Source organism: Acinetobacter sp. ANC_7635, assembly GCF_056779945.1.
Window position 1 is genome coordinate 1 of the sequence record NZ_JBWYIS010000062.1, and the last position, 216, is coordinate 216.

Sequence of the window (216 nt, forward strand, 5' to 3'; positions counted from 1 at the left end):
CAGCTGTAGAAAAATATGGTTTAAAACCTCGTGCCAAAGTGATTGGTGCAACCACTGTTGGGGTTGAACCTCGCATTATGGGCTTTGGTCCGGCACCTGCGATTAAAAAACTGTTAGCACAAACCGGTTTAACACTAGAGCAAATGGATGTGATTGAGCTGAACGAAGCGTTTGCAGCACAAGCATTGGCGTGTACACGTGACCTAGGTTTAGCCG

The 216-nt window shown here is 46.8% G+C and carries 1 pseudogene; it reads left to right on the forward strand.

Features of this window, described 5'->3' with window-relative positions:
- Positions 1-216: pseudogene (locus AC1M89_RS14895) on the forward strand (acetyl-CoA C-acyltransferase); the annotation flags it as partial.